This is a genomic window from Pseudomonas sp. IT-P44, from assembly GCF_949768225.1.
Classification (GTDB): domain Bacteria; phylum Pseudomonadota; class Gammaproteobacteria; order Pseudomonadales; family Pseudomonadaceae; genus Aquipseudomonas; species Aquipseudomonas migulae.
In genome coordinates, this window is the sequence record NZ_CATKQM010000029.1 from 15,555 (window position 1) to 34,912 (window position 19,358).

Below are 19,358 nucleotides of genomic sequence, written 5' to 3' on the forward strand. Positions count from 1 at the left end.
CAGTATACACAGCCACTATGGTGGGCCAAACCCCGTCCGGCGGTGACGCCGTCGGAACTTCGCTTTAAACTGCCACTCCCTTTTCCATTGCCCTCTTTTAACTCAGCCACGAGTGGAATCCATGACTACCACGCCTAAACCTTTGGTCCTGATTATTCTCGACGGCTTCGGTCACAGTGAGAGCCCTGAATCCAACGCCATCTATGCGGCGAAGAAGCCCGTACTGGACCGTCTGTGGGCCACCGTGCCGAACGGTCTGATCTCGGGCAGTGGCATGGACGTCGGCCTGCCGGATGGCCAGATGGGCAACTCCGAAGTCGGCCACATGAACCTCGGTGCCGGCCGCGTTGTGTATCAAGACTTTACTCGCGTGACCAAATCGATCCGCGACGGCGAGTTCTTCGAGAACCCGACCATCTGCGCGGCTGTGGATAAAGCCGTTGCCGCCGGCAAAGCCGTGCACTTCATGGGCCTGCTGTCCGATGGCGGCGTTCACAGCCACCAGGATCACCTGGTTGCCATGGCCGAACTGGCTGCCAAACGCGGCGCGGAAAAAATCTACCTGCACGCCTTCCTCGATGGCCGCGACACGCCGCCGAAAAGCGCCCAGTCGTCGATCGAACTGCTCGACGCGACCTTCCAGGCCCTCGGCAAAGGCCGGATCGCCAGCATTATTGGCCGTTACTTCGCCATGGACCGCGACAACCGCTGGGACCGCGTGTCCCAGGCTTACAACCTGATTGTCGATGGCAATGGCGAATTCAACGCCGCCACCGCCCAGGAAGGCCTGCAAGCCGCGTACGAGCGTGGCGAGAGCGACGAATTCGTCAAAGCCACCTCCATCGGTGAGCCGGTTAAAGTCGAAGACGGCGACGCCGTGGTGTTCATGAACTTCCGCGCCGACCGCGCCCGCGAGCTGACCCGCGTGTTCGTCGAAGACGGTTTCAAGGATTTCGAACGTGCGCGCCAGCCAAAACTGGCCGGTTTCGTCATGCTCACCCAATACGCCGCCAGCATCCCCGCGCCATCGGCCTTCGCCGCCGGCAGCCTGGACAACGTGCTCGGCGACTACCTGGCTAAAAACGGCAAGACGCAGCTGCGTATCGCCGAAACCGAGAAGTATGCCCACGTGACCTTCTTCTTCTCAGGCGGTCGTGAAGAACCTTTCCCGGGCGAAGAACGCATCCTGATCCCGTCGCCGAAAGTCGCTACTTATGACTTGCAGCCGGAAATGAGCGCGCCGGAAGTCACCGACCGCATCGTCGACGCCATCGAAAACCAGCGTTACGACGTGATCGTGGTCAACTACGCCAACGGCGACATGGTCGGCCACAGCGGCGTGTTCGAAGCAGCGGTAAAAGCCGTGGAATGCCTGGACCTGTGCGTCGGCCGCATCGTCGATGCGCTGGACAAAGTCGGCGGCGAAGCGCTGATCACGGCTGACCACGGCAACGTCGAGCAGATGTCCGACGAAACCACTGGCCAGGCGCATACCGCGCACACCACCGAGCCGGTGCCGTTCATTTATGTCGGCAAGCGTGACCTGAAGGTGCGTGAAGGCGGCGTGCTGGCGGATGTGGCGCCAACCATGCTGAAGCTGTTGGGCCTGGAAAAACCGGCTGAAATGACCGGGACTTCGATCCTCGTCTAATCACCGTCAATCCCTGTGGGAGCGGGCTTGCTCGCGAAAGCGGTGTGTCAGTCGACATCAACCTTGATTGACACACCGCATTCGCGAGCAAGCCCGCTCCCACATTGGTATTGCGTGGTTTTTCGGGCCGGTTATCACACAGCCCCAATTGGGCGTTTTTTTTGCAGCGTGGGGCGGGCATACTAGGCCGTCCCTTTCCCTGGTGTCGCCCGCCTCTATGCTTCGCGTCCTGATAGCCCTTGCCCTGACTTGCCTGCTCCAACCGGCCTTTGCTGACGAGCGCGCGCAAACCCAACAACAGTTGGACGCCACGCGTCAGGACATCGCCGAGCTGAAAAAACTGCTGGGCAAGCTCCAGGAAGAAAAATCCGGGGTGCAGAAAGACCTCAAGGGCACCGAGACCGAGATGGGCAAGCTCGAGAAGCAGGTCGAAGCCCTGCAAAAAGAGCTGAAGAAAAGCGAATCCGAGCTGCAGCGTCTCGATGGTGAGAAAAAAAAACTCCAGAGCGCGCGCATTGAACAGCAAAGACTGATCGCCATTCAGGCCCGCGCGGCCTATCAGAACGGCCGTCAGGAGTATTTGAAGCTGCTGCTCAACCAGCAGAATCCGGAAAAATTCGCCCGCACCCTCACCTATTACGATTACCTGAGCCAGGCCCGCCTGGAGCAGTTGAAGAGTTTCAACGAAACCTTGCGTCAATTGGCCAATGTCGAAAAAGACATCGCCCTGCAACAAGCGCAGTTGCTGGTGCAAAAGAGCAGCCTCGACAGCCAGCGCGATGAACTCGACAAAGTCCGTCAGGAACGCCAGCAGGTCCTCGCCAAGCTCAGCGATGACGTAAAGGCTCGCGATCAGAAACTGGCCGCCCGCGAGCAGGATCAGGCAGACCTGTCTAAAGTCCTTAAAACCATCGAAGAAACCCTGGCCCGCCAGGCTCGTGAGGCAGAAGAAGCGCGGCAAAAAGCGCTGATTGCCCAGCAGGAAGCCGAAAAAAAGCGTTTACGTGAGGCTCAGGCGGCAGCAGATGCAGACGCCACTGACGCCCCACGCAAACCCGTTAAATCGACACCCGGCGCCTTGGTATCAAGCTCAGGCGAGACGTTTGGCGGCCCGTTTGCTTCCAGCCGGGGAAAACTTCCATGGCCGGTTGATGGTCGACTGCTGGCACGCTTTGGCGAAACCCGTGGCGACGACGCCCGCACCAAGTGGGACGGCGTGATGATCAGCGCCTCCGCCGGCAGCCAGGTGCATGCCGTGCACGGAGGCCGCGTGGTGTTTGCCGACTGGCTGCGCGGTGCCGGCTTGCTGGTGATCCTTGACCACGGCAACGGTTTTTTGAGTCTTTACGGTCACAACCAGACGCTGCTCAAGTCTGCGGGTGACGTGGTGAAAGCCGGTGAGTCCATCTCCACTGTCGGTAACAGCGGCGGGCAGGACACTCCAGCACTGTATTTCGCAATTCGTCAGCAGGGTCACCCGAGTGATCCGGCGCAATGGTGCCGCGCGCAAGGATAGGCGTTGAGTCACCTACATTAGGAGTTCGTTCGACATGCTGCATTTGTCCCGTCTTACCTCGCTGGCCCTGACGATCGCACTGGTGATCGGCGCGCCTCTGGCGTTCGCTGCTCAACCGGCTCCGGCGGTCGCGCCTGCGGGCACTGCTGCAACCACCAAGGCGCCGCTGCCGCTGGAAGAGTTGCGCACCTTTGCCGAGGTCATGGACCGGATCAAGGCAGCCTATGTCGAACCGGTGGACGACAAGACCCTGCTGGAAAACGCCATCAAAGGCATGCTCAGCAACCTCGACCCGCACTCCGCCTACCTGGGCCCGGAAGACTTCGCTGAATTGCAGGAAAGCACCAGCGGCGAATTCGGCGGCCTGGGCATCGAAGTCGGTGCCGAAGACGGCTTCATCAAGGTGGTTTCGCCGATTGATGACACGCCCGCCTCGAAGGCCGGCATTCAGGCCGGCGACTTCATCGTCAAGATCAACGGCCAGCCGACTCGCGGCCAGAGCATGACCGAAGCCGTCGACAAGATGCGCGGCAAGATCGGCCAGAAAATCACCCTGACCCTGGTTCGCGATGGCGGCACGCCGTTCGACGTGACCCTGTCCCGCGCCATCATTCAGGTGAAGAGCGTGAAGAGCCAGTTGCTGGAGTCCGGCTACGGCTACATCCGCATCACTCAGTTCCAGGTCAAGACCGGCGAAGAAGTCTCCAAGGCCCTGGCCAAGTTGCGCAAGGACAACGGCAAGAAGCTCAAAGGCATCATCCTCGACCTGCGTAACAACCCTGGCGGCGTGCTGCAGGCGGCGGTGGAAGTGGTCGACCACTTCATCACCAAGGGCCTGATCGTTTACACCAAGGGCCGCATCGCCAACTCCGAGCTGCGCTTCTCCGCTACCGGCAAAGACGAAAGCGAAGCGGTGCCGATGGTTGCGCTGATCAACGGCGGCAGCGCCTCGGCCTCGGAAATTGTGGCCGGCGCCCTGCAGGATCAGAAACGCGCGGTGGTCATGGGTACCACCAGTTTCGGCAAGGGTTCGGTGCAAACCGTGCTGCCGCTGAACAACGACCGCGCGCTGAAGATCACCACGGCGCTGTATTACACGCCGAACGGCCGCTCGATCCAGGCCCAGGGCATCGTCCCGGACATCGAAGTGCGCAAGGCCAAGATCACCAGCGAGCAGGACGGCGAATACTTCAAGGAAGCCGATCTGCAAGGTCACCTGGGCAATGGCAACGGCGGCGCCGACAAACCGACCGGCTCCAGCGCCAAGGCCAAAGCGATGCCGCAGGATGATGACTACCAGTTGGCCCAAGCCCTGAGCCTGCTCAAAGGGTTGAGCATCACTTCCGGCCGCTGAGATGCGCCTGCGGTTGGTTCTCGGTCTGCTGTGCTGTCTGGCGGGTGTTGCTCACGCGGCGCCCGCCCCTCAAAAAGCCTACATCAGCCTGATCATCGATGACCTGGGGCAGAACCTGCCCCGGGATCGCCGCGTGCTGGCCCTGCCCGGCCCGGTGACCACGGCGATCATGCCCGACACACCCCACGCCACCGAATTCGCCCGCGAAGCCCATCGCGCCGGCAAGATCGTCATCCTGCACATGCCGATGGACCCCGCCACGGGGCCGTTCGCCTGGCATCCCGAGCTGCCCATCGAAGAGCTGGAGAAGCGCCTCGACGCGGCGTTCAAAATGGTCCCGTACACAAGCGGCATCAACAACCACATGGGCAGTCGCATGACCGCACAGCAACCCGCCATGGCCTGGTTGATGGCGGAATTGCAGCGGCGACACAAGTTCTTCGTCGACAGCCGCACCAGCGCGCAAACCGTGGCAGCGGCCGAAGCACAGAAGATCGGGTTGGCGAGTGTTTCGCGGGATGTGTTTTTGGATGATGAGCGAACGGAAGCGGCGATCTTCACCCAGCTACAGACCGCGATCAATCTGGCGCGCAAACAGGGTTCGGCGGTGATGATCGGGCATCCGTATCCGCAGACGCTGGCAGTGCTGGAGCGAGAATTGCCGAAGCTGAAAGCTCAGGGCATTGACTGGATTGATATCAAGTTGATGATCAGCGTGCGCAGTAACCGCGCAACGACTGCGCACGGCAAGGATGGCGTTTACCGCTAACTTGCCGCCTCGCAAAACAACTGTGGGAGCGGGCTTGCTCGCGAATGCGGTGTGTCAGTCAATGTTAATGTCGACTGACACTGCGCATTCGCGAGCAAGCCCGCTCCCACATTAGATTGTGCAGGTCACCGAGATTAGAGATACCGCCCCATGATCTCGTCCACCACGCCTTCCTTGCGCAGCTGATCCAGCGCGGCTTGCAGCTTGGCGACGGTTTCATCCGGCACGTCTTTGTTCAGCGCCAAATACAGCTCCGCACTGTTGAAGCGCAGCACGGTCTTGAGCCCGGTGACACCGTCCTGACGCGCCAGGTAACGCCCGGCCGGGTCGCCCGTGGCCCACAAGTCGATCTGGCCGCTGGTCAACTTCTTCGCGTTGTCCTGATCCCGCAGCACGACAATCGGCTTCAACCCTTGCTTGGCCAGCGTCTCGGCAATCGCATCGCCCTTGTACGCACCGATCTTGTATTTGCGCGCATCTTCCAGCGTTTCCAGGCTGATCTTGCTGTCCGCCTTGGCCAGCATGATCCAGTCATCCGGACCGATCGGGCCGACCCACTTGAATAGCTTTTCACGGTCCGGCAGTCGTGCCATCACGAACACGCCATACCCGGGTTTCTCGAGGGCGAGCTTGTAGATGCGCTCCCAGGGGAAACGCAGGGTCAGGCTGTAGGTTACGTCGGCACGCTTGAACATCTCGCGGACGATGTCCACGGCGATGCCATTGATGTTCTCGTCCTGAGCGAAGTTCTTGCCGTTCTTGGCCATGTTGTAAGGCGGGAAGTTTTCCGTCAGCAGCACCAGGTCGGCGTCGGGATTTTCGGTGGCGTGCACGCCACTGATTTGCAATAGAGAAGCGCTGGCGAGGGCAAGAAGAAGGCGTTTGAGCATGTCTGGCTACCGAGATCCATGGCGTACCCAAGAGTGCCTTGAGCCCGCCATGATGTCCACTGGCCTGTATCGTTTGTTTAGCGCATCACGATGCCGCGATGGGCCATGTAGGCCTTGGCTTCCTGCACGGTGTATTCGCCGAAGTGGAAAATACTCGCGGCCAGAACGGCGCTGGCGTGACCTTCGATGATGCCGTCGGCCAAATGCTGCAGGTTGCCGACGCCGCCGGAGGCGATCACTGGAATACCCAGCGCATCGCTGATCGCACGGGTAACGCCCAGGTCGAAGCCGTTTTTCATGCCGTCCTGGTCCATGCTGGTCAGCAGGATTTCGCCGGCTCCCAGGCCTTCCATCTTCTTCGCCCACTCGACCGCGTCGAGACCGGTCGGCTTGCGCCCGCCGTGAGTGAAGATTTCCCAGCGTGGGGTTTCGCCCGGACCGGAGACCTTCTTCGCATCGATGGCAACCACGATGCACTGCGAACCGAAATGCTGCGCCGCCTCACCCACGAACTCCGGGTTGAACACGGCAGCGGTATTGATCGAGACCTTGTCCGCGCCGGCATTCAGCAGGTTGCGAATGTCCTGCACGGTACGCACGCCGCCGCCTACGGTCAGCGGAATAAAGACCTGGCTGGCCATGCGCTCAACGGTATGCAGCGTGGTGTCGCGACCGTCGACGCTGGCGGTGATGTCGAGAAAAGTAATCTCGTCGGCACCCTGCTCGTCGTAACGACGGGCGATTTCCACCGGGTCGCCGGCATCGCGGATGTTTTCGAACTTCACACCTTTGACGACCCGGCCGTTATCCACGTCCAGGCAAGGGATGATGCGTTTGGCCAGCGCCATGGTCAGTCCTCAGCCTTTGTACGAATCGCAGAAAGCTTGCGCTTCAGCGACGTCGAGGGTGCCTTCGTAGATCGCCCGGCCGGTGATCGCGCCGATGATGCCCGGTGCCTTGGCGTCGAGCAGCGACTTGATGTCACCGAGGTTGTGGATACCGCCGGAAGCGATCACCGGAATACGCGTGGCAGCGGCCAGCGCAGCGGTGAACGGCACGTTGCAGCCCTGCATCATGCCGTCTTTGGCGATGTCGGTATAAACGATTGCAGACACGCCGTCGGCTTCGAACTGCTTGGCCAGGTCGATGACCTGAACGGTGCTGATTTCAGCCCAGCCATCGGTGGCGACGAAACCGTCTTTGGCATCGAGGCCGACGATCACTTTGCCCGGGAACGCGCGGCAGGCTTCAGCGACGAACGCCGGATCCTTCACGGCTTTGGTGCCGATGATCACGTAGCTCACGCCCGCTTTGACGTAGTGCTCGATGGTTTCCAGCGAGCGGATACCACCGCCGATCTGGATCGGCAGGTTCGGGTAGCGCTTGGCGATGGCGGTGACCACTTCGCCGTTGACCGGCTGGCCTTCGAAGGCACCGTTCAGGTCGACCAGATGCAGACGACGGCAACCGCCCTCCACCCACTTGGCGGCCATGCTCACCGGGTCATCGGAGAACACCGTGGAATCTTCCATGCGGCCCTGGCGCAGACGAACACAGGCACCGTCTTTGAGATCGATAGCGGGAATAATCAGCATCTGGCAAACCTTCAAATTCGAGTGTTCAGCTTCGCTCGGAAATCAGTTTTTCTCGAGCGCCCACAAGTCGCTTTCGATGCTTTCGAACCTTTCTTTAAGGTGCGTCTGCACATCGAAAATCGCCCTGTTGTAATAGTGCGGCGCAATTTCACGGGTAAACAGCTCAAGGATTTCGGCCGCTTCGAACGAACCCAGGTCCAGTTCGAAGCGATCCTCCATGAAGCGTTTGATCTTGTGATTGGCCTCGTTCTCCTGCTCGGGAGTGAGGGTCAGGATCGGCGGCTTCTTCTTGACGGCCATTTACCAGCGACCATCCCACGCAGCGAAGTTCTGCAGCAATTGCAGGCCATGGGTATGGCTCTTCTCCGGGTGGAACTGCACGGCGAAACGCGAGCCATCGGCCAGCGCCGCAGCGAAATCGACACCGTAGTGACCGCCACCGACCACCTGCCGCGCGTTACCGGCAGCGATGTAGTAGCTGTGCACAAAGTAGAAACGCGCCAGGTCCGGAATGTTGTGCCATAGCGGGTGACTCACCGTCTGCTTCACTTCGTTCCAGCCCATGTGCGGGACTTTCAGGTGTTCGCCGTCTTCAACAAGGCCTTTGCCGAAGAACTTCACCGCGCCCGGGAACAGGCCGATGCAGTCGACGCCGTCGTTCTCTTCACTTGTGTCGAGCAAGGCTTGCATGCCGACGCAGATGCCGAGGAACGGACGGTCCTGGCTGACTTCACGCACCAGCGAGTCGAAACCCAGGCGACGGATCTCCGCCATGCAATCGCGAATCGCGCCAACGCCGGGGAATACCACCCGGTCAGCTTCGCGAATCACGTCGGCATCGCTGGTGATCAAGACCTTGCCGGCACCGACGTGCTCGAGGGCCTTGGCCACCGAGTGCAGGTTGCCCATGCCGTAATCGATAACCGCGACCGTCTGCATTACAGAACGCCTTTGGTCGATGGCATCTGACCGGCCATGCGGTCATCGAGCTCTACGGCCATGCGCAGTGCGCGGCCGAAAGCCTTGAACACGGTTTCGATCTGGTGGTGGGTGTTGGTGCCACGCAGGTTGTCGATGTGCAGGCTGACCAGCGCGTGGTTGACAAAGCCCTGGAAGAATTCCTGGAACAGGTCAACATCAAAACCGCCAACAGTGGCGCGGGTATAGGGAACATGCATCTGCAGGCCAGGGCGGCCGGAGAAGTCGATCACCACGCGCGACAGAGCTTCATCGAGCGGCACGTAGGCGTGGCCGTAGCGACGGATGCCTTTCTTGTCGCCGATGGCTTTGGCGAAAGCCTGACCCAAGGTGATACCGACGTCTTCCACGGTGTGGTGGTCGTCGATATGCAGGTCGCCCTTGCTGACGATATCCAGGTCGATCAGCCCGTGACGGGCGATCTGGTCCAGCATGTGCTCAAGAAAAGGAACACCGATATCAAATCGGGCCTTTCCGGTGCCATCCAGGTTGATCGAGGCTTTGATCTGGGTTTCCAGAGTGTCGCGCTCGACTGACGCCTTACGTTCGGCCATCACCAGCTCCGCAAAATCATTGGGCGAAAAAGGCAGCCATTATAGGGGCGCGGGCGGGAAACAGAAACACGAGAGGTGATATGACTGACGGAGTGAATTCAACAAAGTCGGTGGTGTACCTGTCATGACATGTAGGAGCGAGCGGTGCGGCGCTCCGACTTGCCCGCGAAGGCGGTGTACCTGAAACACCGCATCATCGTTCTTCGCGAGCAAGCTTCGCTCCTACAGGTAGCAGTGCGCCCGACGGATCGGGCGCGGGGTACTTAGTGGAACAGAACCGCCGTTTTTTGCAGGGTCACCCAAACACCCCACGCCAACGGAATCCCCACCACCAGCCACGCTGCAATCGCCAACGGCTTGGTGCCCGACGCCGCCTTCCACTCCAGCGAGGTGCTGGCATCAGCACCCTTGTCGTGGCCCAGCGCCTGTTCGGCGGCCAGTTCAGCGTCAGTCATGAAGTACTTGTCGGCCACTGGACGCACCAGCAGGTTGCAGACGAAACCCAGCACCAGCAGGCCCGAGAGGATGTACAGCGTGATGTCGTAAGCGGCGGCACGTTCAACGCCGATGCTCAGCTGATACTCACGCAGGTAGTTCACCAACACCGGACCCAACACACCGGCTGCCGCCCAGGCGGTCAACAGACGACCGTGGATCGCACCGACCATCTGTGTACCGAACAGGTCCGCCAGGTAAGCCGGAACCGTCGCAAAACCGCCGCCATACATCGACAGGATGATGCAGAACGCCGCCACGAACAGCGCAACGTTGCCCAGGTGACCAAGGTTCGGGATCAACGCGTACAGCGCAAAACCGAGGGCGAAGAACACGAAATAGGTGTTTTTGCGGCCCAGGTAATCCGAGAACGATGCCCAGAAGAATCGGCCGCCAATGTTGAACAGGCTCAGCAAACCGGTGAAGCCGGCAGCAATCGCGGCAATCGAGGCCAGTTGGCCCGCGTCGAGCTGACCAAACGTCTGGTCGGTGCCGAGCAATTTGCCGGCGAACACTTCCTGCAACAGCGGCGAAGCCATGCCGAGGATGCCGATACCGGCGGACACGTTCAGGCACAGCACCAGCCACACCAAACGAAATTGCGGGGTTTTCCACGCCACATTCACGTGCACGTGACGATGAGTGATCATCGCGTTCGAAGCTTTTTTCGCCGGAGCGGTCCAGCCTTCAGGCTTCCAGCCGGTTGGTGGTACGCGATAGGACAGTGCGCCGCCGATCATGAACACGAAGTAAATCGCGGCCATCACCAGGAAGCTCTGCCACACGCCCACGCTGTCTGCCGAAGCGAAGTGCCCCATCAAGGCTGCGGCCAGCGGAGCACCGACCATCGCGCCACCGCCGAAACCCATGATCGCCATGCCGGTCGCCATGCCGCGCTTGTCCGGGAACCACTTGATCAGGGTCGAGACCGGCGAGATGTAACCCAGGCCCAGGCCGATACCGCCAATGACCCCGGAGCCGATCCACATCAGCCAGATCTGGTGCGTATACACACCCAGCGCCGAAATCAGCAGACCACCACACCAGCACAGTGCCGACACAACGCCAGCCTTGCGCGGCCCGGCGTGTTCCAGCCAGCCACCCCAGATCGCGGCCGAGCAGCCGAGGAAGATGAAGAACAGGGTGTAGATCCAGCCGAGCATCGAGATCGGCCAGTCGCATTGCGACGAGAACACTTGCGAGATGAAGCTCATGTCCGGTGCACAGGCCACTGCCTTGGTCACGCCCAGAGCTTTGGACAGTGGCAACCAGAACACCGAGAAGCCGTAGGCCATGCCGATGCAGAGGTGGATGGCCAGCGCGGCCGGTGGCACCAGCCAACGGTTGAAACCGGGCTTGGCGATGATGCGCTCCTTGGACAGGAACGCAGGCTGGCCGGCATAGATGCCGTCCGCCGTGATGCTCGTGGTCATTGTGTATCCCCCAATTATTAGTATGGTTCGCCAGTCACTGCTCACCTCCAGCCTTTATGCGCACGCATGACTGTTTTTTTGAGGTAAAGCTCCATTTTGGTGCGACATCGCGTCGCAGAAGGACGGACGAACCGGCAGAGGTTACCATTTGCACGTGACAGAAAAACCAAACTGATATCACGTTTTTGCAAGTCATCTGTTCTCGTACCACTGAAGGAACCGTCATGCCTGTCATCGTCGAGCTGCTGAACGAAGCCACCTACCAGGATCAGCAGGATTTGCAGAAGATTTACCGCGACGCGCCGGATTGGCTGTTCGCGCCGTTTACCGATGATGTGCAGTTGATCGAAGGCTGCCTGCGGGACGGCTCGTTGATCGCCGGGCGTTTCAATGATCGCCTGCTGGGCGCGGCACGTTTGCAAAGGCACCAGGACGTCTGGCATCTGTCCCAACTGTGTGTACGAAAAATCACCCGTCGTCGTGGGGTTGCCGAACGAATGGTGAACGAAGCGCAGAAACTGGCGTCGCAATCGGGTGCGACATTGCGCCTGCTGGCACCTGCCGGGCACCTTGAGTCCCAGGCGCTGGCGGCCAAACTGAAAGTGCCACTGGATGTGCTGCCGGGTTGATCGCTGACCGGTCGTCCACTTCTGAGCGCTATACTCCCCGGCTAAATCGACTAACTACAAGGACTCGCCCATGAAAGCGTTCGGCAAAATCCTGGGTCTGGTACTTCTCGGGTTGTTGCTGATCATTGTGGCGCTGGGCTTTGCCCTGACCCACCTCTTCGATCCCAACGACTATAAAGACGAGATTCGCCAGATTGCCCGCGACAAGGCCCACATCGAGCTGACGCTCAATGGCGACATCGGCTGGAGCCTTTTCCCGTGGCTGGGCCTGGAATTGCACGAAGCCAGTGTCGCGACCCTGGCCAAGCCCACCGAACCGTTCGCTGACTTGCAGATGCTCGGCCTGTCGGTGCGCGTGCTGCCGCTGCTGCGCCGTGAAGTGCAGATGAGCGACGTGCGCGTCGAAGGCCTGAACCTGCGCCTAAACCGCGACAAGGACGGCCACGGCAACTGGGAAGACATCGGCAAAGTGCCGGCGACTGCCAACTCGACCGCTCCTGCGGTCACGCCCGGCGAACCTGCACCGCAAACCACCGTTCAAGTGGAAAAACCGGCGCAGCCGATCCGCCTGGACATCGACAGCCTGACCGTCAACAACGCCCGCGTTGAATACAGCGACGAGAAGACCGGCCAGCACTTCAGCGCCGAAAGCATCCAGTTGAGCACCGGGCCGGTCCACGATTCGACCAACATCCCGGTCAAGCTCACCGCGTTCCTGGGCACCAATCAGCCCGTTCTGCGGGTCCGCACCGAGCTCAATGGCGAGCTGCGTTTTGAACGCGCCTTGCAACGCTACAAATTCGAGGACATGAAGCTGTCCGGCGAAATCGCCGGTGATCCGCTGCAAGGCAAGACCGTGACCTTCGCCGCCCAAGGGCAGTTGCTGCTGGATAAAGCAGCGAACGTCGCCGAATGGACTGGCATCAAGATTTCCGCCAACCAGTTGCGCGCACTGGGCGAACTGAAGGTCAACGACCTCGACAAAACGCCGCAGATCAACGGCGGCCTTTCGATTGCCCAATTCGACCTGGCGAAATTCGTCGACAGCATCGGCCAGAAACTCCCGGCGATGGCTGAAGGCAGTTTGAGCAAAGTTGAACTGGTCAGCCGCATTGCCGGTACGCCGACCAGTCTGGTGCTCGACAACATCAACCTGAAAGTCGATGACAGCACCTTCAGCGGTCGTATCGCCGTCGAGGATTTCGCCAAGCAATCGCTGCGCGCCGCGCTCAAGGCTGACACCTTCAACGTCGACCGCTACTTGCCGCCAAAATCCGCCGAAGCCAACAGCGCGACGCAAGTGCGCCAGGCCGAAGTGGCCAACACCGAAGCCGATGCCATGGCCGGCGCAGGCAGCACACCGCTGCCGGACAAGCCCACCAAAGACGCGTGGAGCAACGAGCGCCTGCTGCCGGTGGAGCGCCTGAGCAAACTCGACGTGGATGCTGACCTGACCTTTGGCCAGTTGACCCTCGACAAGTTGCCGATCCAGAACGCGGCGCTCAAGGCCAATGGCAAGGAAGGCCTGCTGACGCTTGAGAACCTGCGCGGCGACCTGTACGACGGCACCTTCGAATCCAGGGGCACCCTCGACGTACGCCAACAGACACCAGCGCTGAACATGCAGACGCGCATCAGCAAAGTGCCTGTGGAAAAGATCCTCGAAAGCCAGGGTAAAAAACCGCCAGTCAAAGGCCTGGTCACGCTCGACAGCAACCTGACCGGTAATGGCAACAGCCAGAAAGCGCTGATCGAAACCCTCAACGGCAATGCCAGTTTCGTCATCAACAACGGCGTGCTGCTCAATGCCAACCTCGAACAGCAACTGTGCAAAGGCATCGCCACGCTCAACCGCAAAACCCTCAGCGGCGAACCACGCGGCAAGGACACGCCGTTCCAGGAGCTCAAGGGCAACCTGGCCTTCCGTAATGGCGTGGCCAGCAACCCGGACCTGAAAGTGCGCATCCCGGGCATGACCGTGAATGGCGAAGGCGACGTCGACCTGCGGGTGCTGGGCATGGATTACCGCGTCGGCATCATCGTCGAAGGCGATACGAGCGCCATGCCGGATCCGGCCTGTCAGGTCGGCGACAAATTTGTCGGCATAGAATGGCCGTTGCGCTGCCGTGGCCCGCTTGAGCTTGGCGCCAAGGCTTGCCGCCTCGACAACGAACGCATGGGCCAGGTCGCGTCCAAAATGGCGGGCGACAAAATCAGCGAAAAAATCGACGAAAAGCTTGGCGACAAAGTCAGTCCCGAGCTGAAAAACGCATTGAAGGGGCTGTTCAAGCGATGAGATCCGAGCAGTTTTCATCGGCGGTGCTGGACTGGTACGACCGCCACGGCCGCCACGATTTGCCTTGGCAGCAAGGCATCACACCGTATCGGGTGTGGGTCTCGGAGATCATGTTGCAGCAAACCCAGGTCAGCACCGTGCTGAATTACTTCGACCGGTTCATGGCCTCGCTGCCGACGGTCGAAGCCCTGGCCGCCGCGCCGGAAGACGAAGTGCTGCACCTGTGGACCGGCCTCGGTTACTACACCCGCGCGCGCAATTTGCAGAAGACCGCGAAGATCGTCGTCGCTGAGTACGGCGGCGAATTTCCGCGGGATGTGGAAAAGCTGGTCGAGCTGCCGGGGATCGGCCTGTCCACGGCGGGCGCCATCGCCAGCCTGAGCATGGGCCTGCGGGCGCCGATCCTCGACGGCAACGTCAAACGCGTCCTGGCGCGCTTTACGGCGCAAGAGGGTTATCCGGGCGAGCCGAAGGTCGCCAAACAGCTGTGGGCGAACGCTGAGCGCTTTACGCCGCATGATCGGGTCAACGCCTACACCCAGGCGATGATGGATCTGGGCGCCACGCTTTGCACTCGCAGCAAGCCGAGCTGCCTGCTCTGCCCGCTGGAAAAGGGCTGCGAAGCGCACATGCTCGGCCTGGAAACCCGCTACCCGATCCCGAAGCCACGCAAAGCCGTGCCACAGAAGCGCACGCTGATGCCGATGTTCGCCAACGGAGACGGCGCGATTCTGCTTTACCGTCGCCCTTCCACGGGTTTGTGGGGCGGTCTGTGGAGCCTGCCGGAACTCGACGACCTCGACGACCTGCAACATCTGGCCTCGCAGCACTCGCTGGAGCTGGGCAGCCAACAAGCGCTGCCGAGCCTCGTACACACGTTCAGCCATTTTCAGTTGTCCATCGAACCCTGGCTGGTTCAGGTTCAGGAGGCCGGCCATCACGTGGCCGAGGCCGACTGGCTCTGGTATAACCTCGCCACCCCGCCGCGCCTGGGCCTTGCCGCCCCGGTCAAAACCTTGCTCGAACGCGCGGCCGCCGTATTGAACGCAGGAGAGTCGTCATGACCCGCACCATCATGTGCCGCAAGTACAAAGAAGAATTGCCAGCCCTGGAGCGCGCTCCATTCCCGGGCGCCAAAGGTCAGGACATTTTTGACCACGTATCGGCGAAGGCCTGGGCCGACTGGCAGAAACACCAGACCCTGCTGATCAACGAAAAACGCCTGAACATGATGAACGCCGAAGACCGCAAATATCTGCAAGGCGAGATGGACAAGTACTTCTCCGGCGAGGAATACGCCAAGGCTGAAGGCTACGTTCCGCCTGCAGAATAATCCCGCTTTATCGGGGGTCGGAACGTAAGCGACGGTAATAATTAAATTTTTTTTGAAAACTTGCTTGACGACCCCCTGAAAAACCCGTTTAATGCGCCCCGTTGCCCAGATAGCTCAGTCGGTAGAGCAGGGGATTGAAAATCCCCGTGTCGGCGGTTCGATTCCGTCTCTGGGCACCAAATACCGAAAACCCTGAATCGCAAGATTCAGGGTTTTTTTATGCCTGCGATTTAACGAAGTCCGGCACACGGCAGTGGAAGCGACGGATCGACGATCCAAAAACAAAACTCGCCTTCAGCAAGGCTCTATAGTAGCGTTGTGCCACAAACTCGACCGACACCACGGAAACCCGTCCGGTCGATTTCAATGCAATCCACTGCCCCACGGCGCAGTTGGAATACGCACCAAAAAGGACAGGTAACAACGCAAGGAATGCCTCCCCCCGCAGTAAACACCAGCGCTACACATCCCCTTAAGCCAAAGGACATGGAAAAGTTATGTCAACAATCAATGAACTAAAAGACAAGATCGATACGAAGACCTGGAACCTGGTGTTGCTCTCCATCGCCACTGCCGGGATCTATCTTATTTTGTGGCTATACAAAAACAGCAAAATCATCAGCGACACCACCAAAGTCCGATTGGTAGATGACGCTTACATTATCTGGATCGCTGTATGCGCCGGCTTAAGCGGCACATTCTCCAACCTGGGCAACGTGGCTCTGGATTTCACGTCCGCAGTTCTCGGCCTTGCCAGTGGCGTGCTGTACATCGTATGGGCATTCAAGGCTAAAACGGCGCTGACGGAATATGCCCTCAGCGAGCACAAGGTCGACCTGCGAATGAACGCCTTCTACACGTTCCTGTTCAACGTGTACTACATCAACTACTGCATCAACGATCTGCCGGAAGAACAGCGTAAGCAGCAGATCCTGAGAGGCCAGACCGCTCAAGCCTAAAACCACGCAATGGGCGGACAGATGATTTTCTGCCGCCCATTCGCTGGAACAAAGGCATCGGCCGGCCAACTCCGGCCAACTGCTAGCTTTCACCGGCCCAGTGAAAGACCAGATTACGTGCAGGGCCACTTCCTACGTCGGCACTATCACGCCGCACTTCTCCATGTCGCGTAGCAACCACGGTGTACTTGCCGGGCGGTAGCTGGACATAAACCAGCGGGCCAGCCTCGTTCAGCGTCAACACGGTTTGCCCTTGGGCTTTCTGAATGACCACGTCGACGTCGGGAATGTATTTATTCTCCGCCCCGACCGAAAACGTCATGTGCAAGTTATAGCCAGCCGTTTGCTGGATGGCCTTCGACTCATCCAGGCCTATACCGCCGGACAGATAAGTAATTCCGTTTTGCTCCTGCGGTTGAACTTGCACGCCAGCGCTGTCGATTGGTTCAAGACTGGCGGCAGACGACATCACCGGGAACATCAACATGCCCACCGCGGCGATGGGCAACGCAAGGGAATGCACGTACTTCATGATCACGCCTCCCGGGCTCCATGGAACCCATTTGTCATGCCTTTTAGATTTCCTCTCGAACGCCCGGGTTTTAGATTGATTGGTACTTGGGGTCACTGCGAAATGGACTACACGTTATATTCCTGAAGCACGACTTGCCGTCGGAGCGATCCCGCAAACCCAATCGGGCTTTCCTTCCGGCTTACCAGCCACGCCCGGCATCGCTGCCCCCACCTCCACTGCCATCCTCTTCTGCCTGTTCATTCCTTTGCAGAAGACGCCATGAGCTCACTCAACCCCGCTAACACTCAGGATGCACAACTCGCCTCACTACTCGGCAATCTTGGAGAGCTGATTCGTGATGCACGGCAGAAAGTGCTACGCACGGTCGATACGGTCCAGGTACAAACTTGCTGGCAGATTGGGAGGCATATTGTCGAGTTCGAGCAGGAAGGGGCTCGACGGGCGGGGTACGGAAAGCAATTGCTGGCAACGCTGGCGAAGAGCCTGACAGCAGAATTCGGGAAGGGCTTTGATAACTCCAATCTTCGCTACATGCGCCTGTTTTACCAAGCATTCCCAATTCGTGACGCACTGCGTCACGAATTGAGCTGGACCCACTACCGCAGGCTTCTGCGCGTCGATAGTGACACCGCGCGCACGTGGTATATGGACGAAGCTGCCAACCAAAACTGGTCATCCCGCGCCCTGGAACGCCAGATCAACACCCTCTATTACGAACGCCTGCTCACCAGCCGCGATCGACCTGCCGTCCGACAGGAAGCCACCACCAACATCCAGAAAATGAAAGCACACCCACGAGACTTCATCAGGGACCCGGTGATGCTGGAGTTTCTTGGCTCAACCAACGCAGGTTTGACTCAAGAAACCAATCTGGAGCAAGCATTGATCCATCAGCTTCAAGCCTTCCTGCTGGAACTGGGTAGAGGATTTGCCTTCATCGCTCGCCAGCAACGCATCAGCACCGAGAGCAAAGACTTCTACATCGATCTGGTGTTTTACAACTACGTACTCAAGTGCTTCGTCATCTTCGATCTGAAGCGCGGCGAACTGACTCATCAGGATGTTGGCCAGATGGACATGTACGTACGCATGTATGACGACCTCAAGCGCGGACCGGAAGATGGCCCCACCGTCGGCATCATTCTCTGTGCGAAAAAAGATGAATCAGTGGTGCGCTACTCGGTGCTGAAAGACAACGAACAACTCTTCGCCAGTAAATACAAAACAGTCCTGCCCAGCGAAGACGAACTCCGCACTGAACTGGACCGGGAGCAGGCGGCAATCGAGGAGCGACTGCTCGATCAGATCCCCCTGTGAACACAGATGGATTGTCCACCCGCCGCACGAAGACTATCGTTGGCAGCTACCCGCAAAGGTCTGAAGCCGATGAATTTGCAGGACATGTCACTGGCCCCCACTCAAATCGAGTTGCCGCTGCCAACTCCCGTTTCTGGCGAACCATTCAAAGAGCCCGCCGCAGACGGCTTCATCCTCGGCGGTTTCACCTGGCGGCACGCCTTTCAGGACCTCGTGCGCCCGGTCGTCATCATCAACGCCGCCACGTCAGTCCGCTGCCGGCACTATTCGCGCTTCGCCGACTACCTGTTCGCCAACGGCTTCGATGTCATCACCTATGACTACCGTGGCATCGGCGAATCACGCCCTGCGTCATTGAAAAATCTCGACGCCTCATGGACTGATTGGGGCGCGCTGGATTTCGAGGCGATGCTCAACCGCGCTCAGCGCGAATTTCCCGGCCAGCCCATCGATGTCGTCGGCCACAGCTTTGGCGGCTGTGCGGCGGGCCTGGGAGCCTCAGGGCAGCTGATTCGGCGACTGGTCACCGTCGGTGCGCAATTCGCCTACTGGCGCGACTACGCGCCCACTCATCGCTGGCGGATGTTCGGCAAGTGGCACGTGGTGATGCCTCTGATCACAATGATCTATGGCTACTTCCCCGGAAAGCGTCTTGGCTGGCTGGAAGACACGCCCGCCGGTGTCGTTAGGGACTGGAGCACGCCCACGCGCCGATATGAAACGCGGCCCAGCGGTCGCACGCTGGCCAAAAAACCAGGGGCGACGATGAAAGCCAGGACACTGGCCATCAGCATCACAGACGATCCTTACGGCACGATCCCGGCCATCGAACGCCTGCTCGGCTACTTCAGTGGCGGTACGAACACCCACTGGCGAATAGCCCCCGAAGACATCGGCGAAGCAGAAGTCGGACATTTCGCCTTTTTTCGTAGCGCATACCAAGCCACACTATGGCCCATTGCATTGTCCTGGCTGCAAAGCGGTGAACTGGCCCCCGATACCCCCGGGCGGACAGTACCGCGCAGCGAGTCCTTTTAACGCACGACGGATCAAA

At 59.7% G+C, this 19,358-nt stretch carries 19 protein-coding genes and 1 tRNA gene; 12 read left to right on the forward strand and 8 right to left on the reverse strand.

Annotated features, from left to right (window positions below):
* Positions 1 to 121: 121 nt before the first annotated feature.
* The 4 genes from gpmI to ACM6IO_RS16590 all read left to right on the forward strand — a co-directional run bounded on the left by gpmI (position 122) and on the right by ACM6IO_RS16590 (position 5,290).
* Positions 122 to 1,651, forward strand: a complete 1,530-nt coding sequence (gene gpmI, locus ACM6IO_RS16575; protein WP_414911871.1) for a 2,3-bisphosphoglycerate-independent phosphoglycerate mutase — start codon at positions 122 to 124, stop codon at positions 1,649 to 1,651.
* 217 nt (positions 1,652 to 1,868) lie between these two features.
* On the forward strand, positions 1,869 to 3,167 hold the full coding sequence (locus ACM6IO_RS16580) for a murein hydrolase activator EnvC family protein (RefSeq protein WP_008024921.1): 1,299 nt from the start codon (positions 1,869 to 1,871) through the stop codon (positions 3,165 to 3,167).
* A gap of 34 nt (positions 3,168 to 3,201) precedes the next feature.
* Positions 3,202 to 4,521 carry a S41 family peptidase gene (locus ACM6IO_RS16585; RefSeq protein ID WP_008024923.1) on the forward strand — a complete coding sequence of 440 codons (1,320 nt, stop codon included), beginning with the start codon at positions 3,202 to 3,204 and terminating at the stop codon, positions 4,519 to 4,521.
* A gap of 1 nt (position 4,522) precedes the next feature.
* On the forward strand, positions 4,523 to 5,290 hold the full coding sequence (locus tag ACM6IO_RS16590; protein WP_414911872.1) for a divergent polysaccharide deacetylase family protein: 768 nt from the start codon (positions 4,523 to 4,525) through the stop codon (positions 5,288 to 5,290).
* A gap of 134 nt (positions 5,291 to 5,424) precedes the next feature.
* Here ACM6IO_RS16590 and ACM6IO_RS16595 read toward each other — a convergent pair whose 3' ends face one another.
* The 7 genes from ACM6IO_RS16595 to ACM6IO_RS16625 form a co-directional block, all read right to left on the reverse strand.
* Complete coding sequence (locus ACM6IO_RS16595) at positions 5,425 to 6,180, reverse strand: substrate-binding periplasmic protein (RefSeq protein WP_008024926.1); 756 nt, start codon at positions 6,178 to 6,180, stop codon at positions 5,425 to 5,427.
* A 77-nt stretch (positions 6,181 to 6,257) separates the two neighbouring features.
* Complete coding sequence (gene hisF, locus ACM6IO_RS16600; RefSeq protein ID WP_007972752.1) at positions 6,258 to 7,028, reverse strand: imidazole glycerol phosphate synthase subunit HisF; 771 nt, start codon at positions 7,026 to 7,028, stop codon at positions 6,258 to 6,260.
* 9 nt (positions 7,029 to 7,037) lie between these two features.
* The gene (gene hisA / locus ACM6IO_RS16605; RefSeq protein ID WP_017336056.1) at positions 7,038 to 7,775 is read right to left on the reverse strand and encodes a 1-(5-phosphoribosyl)-5-[(5-phosphoribosylamino)methylideneamino]imidazole-4-carboxamide isomerase; all 738 of its coding nucleotides are present in this window, start codon (positions 7,773 to 7,775) and stop codon (positions 7,038 to 7,040) included.
* Between the two features lie 42 nt (positions 7,776 to 7,817).
* On the reverse strand, positions 7,818 to 8,075 hold the full coding sequence (locus ACM6IO_RS16610; RefSeq protein ID WP_008024930.1) for a DUF2164 domain-containing protein: 258 nt from the start codon (positions 8,073 to 8,075) through the stop codon (positions 7,818 to 7,820).
* Positions 8,076 to 8,714 carry an imidazole glycerol phosphate synthase subunit HisH gene (hisH, locus tag ACM6IO_RS16615; protein ID WP_192226824.1) on the reverse strand — a complete coding sequence of 213 codons (639 nt, stop codon included), beginning with the start codon at positions 8,712 to 8,714 and terminating at the stop codon, positions 8,076 to 8,078.
* Positions 8,714 to 9,307: an imidazoleglycerol-phosphate dehydratase HisB gene (hisB, locus tag ACM6IO_RS16620; RefSeq protein ID WP_003218037.1), complete on the reverse strand. Its 594-nt coding sequence runs from the start codon at positions 9,305 to 9,307 to the stop codon at positions 8,714 to 8,716. Before hisB ends, hisH begins: the two co-directional genes overlap by 1 nt.
* Before the next feature lie 263 nt (positions 9,308 to 9,570).
* Positions 9,571 to 11,235: an OFA family MFS transporter gene (locus ACM6IO_RS16625; RefSeq protein ID WP_414911873.1), complete on the reverse strand. Its 1,665-nt coding sequence runs from the start codon at positions 11,233 to 11,235 to the stop codon at positions 9,571 to 9,573.
* Positions 11,236 to 11,459: 224 nt separating this feature from the next.
* Between ACM6IO_RS16625 and ACM6IO_RS16630 the strand changes: the two genes are divergently transcribed.
* The 6 genes from ACM6IO_RS16630 to ACM6IO_RS16655 all read left to right on the forward strand — a co-directional run bounded on the left by ACM6IO_RS16630 (position 11,460) and on the right by ACM6IO_RS16655 (position 16,452).
* Positions 11,460 to 11,864, forward strand: coding sequence for an acetyl-CoA sensor PanZ family protein (locus ACM6IO_RS16630; protein ID WP_192226820.1), 405 nt, complete (start codon positions 11,460 to 11,462; stop codon positions 11,862 to 11,864).
* 70 nt (positions 11,865 to 11,934) lie between these two features.
* Positions 11,935 to 14,160, forward strand: a complete 2,226-nt coding sequence (locus tag ACM6IO_RS16635) for an AsmA family protein (RefSeq protein ID WP_414911874.1) — start codon at positions 11,935 to 11,937, stop codon at positions 14,158 to 14,160.
* Positions 14,157 to 15,224 (forward strand): A/G-specific adenine glycosylase, encoded by a 1,068-nt coding sequence (gene mutY, locus ACM6IO_RS16640; RefSeq protein WP_414911875.1) that lies wholly within the window; start codon positions 14,157 to 14,159, stop codon positions 15,222 to 15,224. The genes ACM6IO_RS16635 and mutY overlap by 4 nt, the downstream gene beginning before the upstream one ends.
* Positions 15,221 to 15,493 carry an oxidative damage protection protein gene (locus ACM6IO_RS16645; protein ID WP_008024947.1) on the forward strand — a complete coding sequence of 91 codons (273 nt, stop codon included), beginning with the start codon at positions 15,221 to 15,223 and terminating at the stop codon, positions 15,491 to 15,493. Before mutY ends, ACM6IO_RS16645 begins: the two co-directional genes overlap by 4 nt.
* A gap of 103 nt (positions 15,494 to 15,596) precedes the next feature.
* Positions 15,597 to 15,672: transfer RNA gene (locus ACM6IO_RS16650), tRNA-Phe, on the forward strand.
* A 318-nt stretch (positions 15,673 to 15,990) separates the two neighbouring features.
* Positions 15,991 to 16,452: a DUF4234 domain-containing protein gene (locus ACM6IO_RS16655; RefSeq protein WP_008041019.1), complete on the forward strand. Its 462-nt coding sequence runs from the start codon at positions 15,991 to 15,993 to the stop codon at positions 16,450 to 16,452.
* Between the two features lie 82 nt (positions 16,453 to 16,534).
* Here the strand turns inward: ACM6IO_RS16655 and ACM6IO_RS16660 are convergent, their stop codons facing one another.
* Positions 16,535 to 16,984, reverse strand: a complete 450-nt coding sequence (locus tag ACM6IO_RS16660) for a hypothetical protein (RefSeq protein ID WP_008041020.1) — start codon at positions 16,982 to 16,984, stop codon at positions 16,535 to 16,537.
* Between the two features lie 261 nt (positions 16,985 to 17,245).
* Between ACM6IO_RS16660 and ACM6IO_RS16665 the strand changes: the two genes are divergently transcribed.
* Both ACM6IO_RS16665 and ACM6IO_RS16670 read left to right on the forward strand, forming a co-directional pair.
* On the forward strand, positions 17,246 to 18,304 hold the full coding sequence (locus ACM6IO_RS16665; protein ID WP_414911876.1) for a PDDEXK nuclease domain-containing protein: 1,059 nt from the start codon (positions 17,246 to 17,248) through the stop codon (positions 18,302 to 18,304).
* Between the two features lie 69 nt (positions 18,305 to 18,373).
* Positions 18,374 to 19,342 carry an alpha/beta fold hydrolase gene (locus tag ACM6IO_RS16670; RefSeq protein WP_414911877.1) on the forward strand — a complete coding sequence of 323 codons (969 nt, stop codon included), beginning with the start codon at positions 18,374 to 18,376 and terminating at the stop codon, positions 19,340 to 19,342.
* Positions 19,343 to 19,358 lie beyond the last annotated feature (16 nt).

Coding starts and splice junctions, on each gene's coding strand:
- ACM6IO_RS16590 (WP_414911872.1), top strand. CDS start 4,523: ATGCGCCTGCGGTTGGTTCTCGGTCTGCTGTGCTGTCTGGCGGGTGTT.
- hisA (WP_017336056.1), bottom strand. CDS start 7,775: ATGCTGATTATTCCCGCTATCGATCTCAAAGACGGTGCCTGTGTTCGT.
- hisB (WP_003218037.1), bottom strand. CDS start 9,307: ATGGCCGAACGTAAGGCGTCAGTCGAGCGCGACACTCTGGAAACCCAG.
- ACM6IO_RS16660 (WP_008041020.1), bottom strand. CDS start 16,984: ATGAAGTACGTGCATTCCCTTGCGTTGCCCATCGCCGCGGTGGGCATG.
- ACM6IO_RS16585 (WP_008024923.1), top strand. CDS start 3,202: ATGCTGCATTTGTCCCGTCTTACCTCGCTGGCCCTGACGATCGCACTG.
- hisF (WP_007972752.1), bottom strand. CDS start 7,028: ATGGCGCTGGCCAAACGCATCATCCCTTGCCTGGACGTGGATAACGGC.
- ACM6IO_RS16580 (WP_008024921.1), top strand. CDS start 1,869: ATGCTTCGCGTCCTGATAGCCCTTGCCCTGACTTGCCTGCTCCAACCG.
- ACM6IO_RS16670 (WP_414911877.1), top strand. CDS start 18,374: ATGAATTTGCAGGACATGTCACTGGCCCCCACTCAAATCGAGTTGCCG.
- hisH (WP_192226824.1), bottom strand. CDS start 8,714: ATGCAGACGGTCGCGGTTATCGATTACGGCATGGGCAACCTGCACTCG.
- gpmI (WP_414911871.1), top strand. CDS start 122: ATGACTACCACGCCTAAACCTTTGGTCCTGATTATTCTCGACGGCTTC.
- ACM6IO_RS16610 (WP_008024930.1), bottom strand. CDS start 8,075: ATGGCCGTCAAGAAGAAGCCGCCGATCCTGACCCTCACTCCCGAGCAG.
- mutY (WP_414911875.1), top strand. CDS start 14,157: ATGAGATCCGAGCAGTTTTCATCGGCGGTGCTGGACTGGTACGACCGC.
- ACM6IO_RS16595 (WP_008024926.1), bottom strand. CDS start 6,180: ATGCTCAAACGCCTTCTTCTTGCCCTCGCCAGCGCTTCTCTATTGCAA.
- ACM6IO_RS16630 (WP_192226820.1), top strand. CDS start 11,460: ATGCCTGTCATCGTCGAGCTGCTGAACGAAGCCACCTACCAGGATCAG.
- ACM6IO_RS16645 (WP_008024947.1), top strand. CDS start 15,221: ATGACCCGCACCATCATGTGCCGCAAGTACAAAGAAGAATTGCCAGCC.
- ACM6IO_RS16635 (WP_414911874.1), top strand. CDS start 11,935: ATGAAAGCGTTCGGCAAAATCCTGGGTCTGGTACTTCTCGGGTTGTTG.
- ACM6IO_RS16665 (WP_414911876.1), top strand. CDS start 17,246: ATGAGCTCACTCAACCCCGCTAACACTCAGGATGCACAACTCGCCTCA.
- ACM6IO_RS16625 (WP_414911873.1), bottom strand. CDS start 11,235: ATGACCACGAGCATCACGGCGGACGGCATCTATGCCGGCCAGCCTGCG.
- ACM6IO_RS16655 (WP_008041019.1), top strand. CDS start 15,991: ATGTCAACAATCAATGAACTAAAAGACAAGATCGATACGAAGACCTGG.